The following is a 3,968-nucleotide window of genomic DNA, read 5'->3' as shown; positions in this document are numbered from 1 at the left end:
TGGCCTGCTGGGCACCGGTGGTCACGAGGATCTCGTCCGGGCTGGTGGGTGTGCCTCGACGCGTGTAGCGCTCCGCGAGCGCGGTGCGCAGCTCCGGCAGGCCGAGGAAGGTGTAACCGGTGCCCGTGAGGTGCCGCGGCAAGGCCTCCAGGGCGCGTTCGGCAGCGGCGTGCAGCTGGGTGGGCGCCGACGGTGCCGCCATCGTGAGGTCGACAGGGGCCTCCGGCCGGTCGTCCGCCGACCCGAGCCAGGGGACGTCGTCCCGGTCCTGCCCCGCCCCGGTCCCGCCGGGCACCGTGGTGACGGACCCGGACCCGCGGCGGGTGCGGAGGAAGCCGCCGGTCCGCAGCCGCTCGTACGCCGCGCCCGTCGTCGTCCGGGAGACACCGAGGGCCTCGGCGAGCTCGCGCTCGCTCGGTACCCGCGTGCTCAGGGGGAGGCTGCCGTCGAGGATGCACCGACGGAGGGCCTCGGCGAGGGCGACATAGCCCGAGGTGTGCGTCGGCAGCGTGCCCAGGAGTCGTGCCAGGGCTGCCGCACCGATCCGACGGTCCGTCGGGAGGGGAGTCATATGGCCACTATCGTCGAGGTGGCTATAGATGACAAGGCCAGTTGCCCCGAGGCTGAGGCCATGATGCTCGTCCTTCTCCTCGCAGCGGTTGTCGTGCCACCCCTGGTGCAGCTCCCTCGACTCGTGCGGGCCGATGGTCTCGGCCATCGGCCGCCGCCGGGCAGCCACCTGTCCTGGGACGTGGGCACGACGCTGGAGGTGCGGCGATGAGGGACCGCTCGTCGACGCGCCCGGGTGCAGGGGACCACCACGCGCGGCGCGCTGCCCAGCTGCTCGCGGGGCTGGTCCTGTACGCCCTGTCGATGGCCATGCTCCTGCACGCCGCGCTCGGGTCGATGCCCTGGGACGTCCTGAGCCAGGGCGTGGCCCGGCACGTCCCGCTGAGCATCGGCGGGGTGACCCTGGTCACGGGACTCCTCGTGCTGCTGTGCTGGATCCCGCTGCGCCAGCGGCCCGGGGTCGGGACGGTCGCGAACGTCGTGGTGATCAGCGCGCTGGTCGATCCGTTCCTCGCCCTGCTCGATCGCCTTCCCGCCGACCTTCCGCTGCTCGCGCGCGTCGGGCTGGCGATCGGTGGGGTGCTGCTCAACGCCGTCGCCACCGCGTCCTACATCGGGGCGCGACTCGGCCCGGGTCCGCGGGACGGGTTGATGACGGGCCTCGTTCGTCGCACGGGGCGTTCGGTTCGCCTCGTCCGGTCGGCGATCGAGGTCACGGTCGTGCTCAGCGGGTGGGCGCTCGGCGGCACCGCTGGTCTCGCGACGGTCCTCTACGCGCTGGCCATCGGCCCGCTCGTGCACGTGCTTCTTCCCGTGCTCAGCGTCCCGGTGCCCCCCGCTCCGGACGAGCTCCCGGCGGTCGATGCCTCGTCCGCCGGCGCCGTTCGGTCAGCGGACGAGGGGGTCAGGACGGGTACTCGCCCCGGCCGACCTGCGGCTTCGGCAGCCGCAGCCGGCGCATCTGGAACGCGCGGGTGACTCCGTACATGAGCGTCCCGCGCGGGATCTGCGCCGCCTCGAACTTCGCCTCGAGGCGCTTCCTGAGCTGGCGGGACAGGATGAACCCGTCGATGATCGTCGCGAAGACGATCAGGTAGAGCACCACGAGGACGATGAACGCGATCTCCGTGCTGCTCTGGCTGAGGAACATGCCGATGATCGCGATGAACGCGACCGGGAGGAAGAACTCACCGAGGCTCCACCGGGCGTCGACCACGTCGCGCGTGAACCGGCGGGCCGGTCCCTTGTCCCGCGGCGGGAGGTAGCGCTCCTCGCCGGTCTGCAGGGCGAGCTGCTCCCGTTGCCGCATCTCCCTCGACGCGTTGCGCTGGGCCCGGACCGCCTCCTTGCGGTCGGAGGGCACCAGCGGTCGGCGGCGGGCCGCCTCGGCCTGCTTGCGGCTGGGCGTGGCGTGGCCCTTGCCGTGCGGAGCCGACTCGTCGTCGGCGGGCGGGGGCGTGGAAGCGTTGCGCGAGAACACCGTCCCAGGATAGTCGAGGGGGCGGGCCCGTACGGCCGGTGGTCCTGGCACCGCGCGGTAACGTGACCGGACGTGACCACTTCTGCTGCTCCGTCCCTGTCCGATCTCCGTGCCCGCGTCGCAGCCGGGTTCCCGAGGGTCCGCGCGGACCTCGAGTCCCTCGTGCGCATCCCGAGCATCTCGAGCCCGTCCTTCGACCAGGAGCAGATGCAGGTCAGCGCCGAGGCGGTCGCCGCGCTGCTGCGCTCGGTCGGCTTCGCCGACACGCAGGTCCTGAGGGCGACACGTGCCGACGGCGTCGTGTCCCGGCCGGCCGTCGTCGCGCGGCGCCCCGCTCCCGACGGCGCCCCCACGGTGCTGCTGTACGCGCACCACGACGTGCAGCCCGTCGGTCCGCGCAGCGAGTGGCTCACCGAGCCCTTCGAGCCGACCGAACGGGACGGACGCCTGTACGGGCGTGGTGCTGCGGACGACAAGGCGGGCATCGCCGCCCATCTCGGGGCTCTGCGGGTGCTGGGCGACGACCTCGCCGTCGGCGTCACCGTGTTCGTGGAGGGTGAGGAGGAGATCGGGTCCCCGGTGTTCGTCGACTTCCTGCACCAGTACGAGGAGCTGCTCGCGGCGGACGTCATCGTCGTGGCGGACTCCGCCAACTGGAAGGTCGGGGTGCCGAGCCTGACCACGAGCCTGCGCGGTCTGGTGGACTGCGAGGTCGAGGTCGCCGTGCTCGAGCACAGCCTGCACTCGGGGATCTTCGGTGGCCCCGTGCTCGACGCGCCCACCCTGCTCGCCCGGCTCATCGCGACCCTGCACGACGACGAGGGTTCGGTCGCCGTGGCGGGGCTCCAGGTCAACCCGGAGCCGACGGTCGACTACGACGAGGCGGACCTGCGGGCGGACACCTCCGTGCTTCCGGGTGTCCGGTTCGCCGGGACGGGGACGTTCACCGGTCGGCTCTGGACCAAGCCGGCGCTCTCGGTGATCGGGATGGACGTGACCTCGATCGCTGACTCCTCGAACACGATCGCGCCCTCCGCCCGGGCCAAGCTCTCGCTGCGGATCGCCCCCGGCCAGGACCCGGCGGACGCCGCCGCAGCGCTGCGTTCCCACCTCGAGAGCCACGCCCCCTTCGGTGCGCGGGTGACGGTCGTGGACGGCGAGCTCGGCAAGCCCTTCGCGGCCGCGACGGACACCCCTGCGATGCGACTCGCGCGCCAGGCCTTCGCGGACGCCTGGGGCACCGAGCCGGTCGACATCGGCGTCGGTGGGTCGATCCCCTTCATCGCCGACCTGCTCGACGTCTTCCCCGACGCGGCGATCCTCGTCACGGGGGTGGAGGACCCGGACTCACGGGCGCACAGCTCGAACGAGTCGGTGGACCTCGCTGAGCTCGAGAAGGTCGTCCTCGCCGAGGCCCTGCTGCTGGCGCGGATCGTCGACCTGCGCTGAGCTCAGGCGCTCCGGTGGGCGACGTCGACGGCCGTCGCCCATGAGGTGACATCCGCCGGGAGCTCCGGGCTCCGGGTCCCGGGCTCGAGGGCATCGACGAGGTCCTCAGGGGCGACCCGTGCGCCCGCCGGGCCCAGGAACCGACCGGCGACCAGCCCGCGGGCCACCTGCTCGCCGCGACGGCGGAAGACCTGCTCGAGGTACACCACGCGCGGGTCCCAGCCGACCACGCGGGTGGTGATCTCGAACCTGTCCCAGAGCTGCAGGGACCGGCGGTAGGTCATAGTCGACGCGGCGACCACCGGGTACCAGCCGCGCGCCTTGAGCTTGGGGAAGGCCCCCAGGTCGGCGAGCAGGTTGGTGCGAGCGATGTCCATCATCTGCAGGTACACGCCGTTGTTCACGTGCAGGTACATGTCCAGATCCCCTGGCCGCACGCGCAGCTGCGTCGTCGAGGGGCTGAACAGGT

At 72.5% G+C, this 3,968-nt stretch carries 6 protein-coding genes; 3 read left to right on the top strand and 3 right to left on the bottom strand.

What is annotated here, in order from left to right; translation table 11 throughout:
- Nucleotides 1-571, bottom strand: a 571-nt coding sequence (locus ABWK99_RS14455; protein ID WP_372595401.1) for a GntR family transcriptional regulator, incomplete at its 3' end; no start/stop codon positions are given.
- A 60-nt stretch (nt 572-631) separates the two neighbouring features.
- Here ABWK99_RS14455 and ABWK99_RS14450 point away from each other — a divergent pair.
- Both ABWK99_RS14450 and ABWK99_RS14445 read left to right on the top strand, forming a co-directional pair.
- Nucleotides 632-781, top strand: a complete 150-nt coding sequence (locus ABWK99_RS14450; protein WP_372595400.1) for a hypothetical protein — start codon at nt 632-634, stop codon at nt 779-781.
- Nucleotides 778-1,548, top strand: a complete 771-nt coding sequence (locus ABWK99_RS14445) for a YitT family protein (RefSeq protein ID WP_372595399.1) — start codon at nt 778-780, stop codon at nt 1,546-1,548. The genes ABWK99_RS14450 and ABWK99_RS14445 overlap by 4 nt, the downstream gene beginning before the upstream one ends.
- Here the strand turns inward: ABWK99_RS14445 and ABWK99_RS14440 are convergent.
- The gene (locus tag ABWK99_RS14440) at nt 1,475-2,050 is read right to left on the bottom strand and encodes a DUF3043 domain-containing protein (protein WP_372595398.1); all 576 of its coding nucleotides are present in this window, start codon (nt 2,048-2,050) and stop codon (nt 1,475-1,477) included. The genes ABWK99_RS14445 and ABWK99_RS14440 overlap by 74 nt on opposite strands.
- 72 nt (nt 2,051-2,122) lie before the next feature.
- On the opposite strand from ABWK99_RS14440, the gene ABWK99_RS14435 reads away from it, so the two are divergent.
- A complete protein-coding gene (locus tag ABWK99_RS14435) occupies nt 2,123-3,499 on the top strand; it encodes a dipeptidase (protein WP_372595397.1) in 1,377 nt (458 codons plus the stop codon).
- A 2-nt stretch (nt 3,500-3,501) separates the two neighbouring features.
- Here the strand turns inward: ABWK99_RS14435 and ABWK99_RS14430 are convergent, their stop codons facing one another.
- Nucleotides 3,502-3,966: an acyl-CoA thioesterase gene (locus tag ABWK99_RS14430; RefSeq protein WP_372595396.1), complete on the bottom strand. Its 465-nt coding sequence runs from the start codon at nt 3,964-3,966 to the stop codon at nt 3,502-3,504.
- Between the last annotated feature and the right edge of the window lie 2 nt (nt 3,967-3,968).

This window comes from Actinotalea sp. (assembly GCF_041597215.1).
GTDB lineage: Bacteria > Actinomycetota > Actinomycetes > Actinomycetales > Cellulomonadaceae > Actinotalea.
This window is presented reverse-complemented; position numbering and strand designations above follow the sequence as displayed.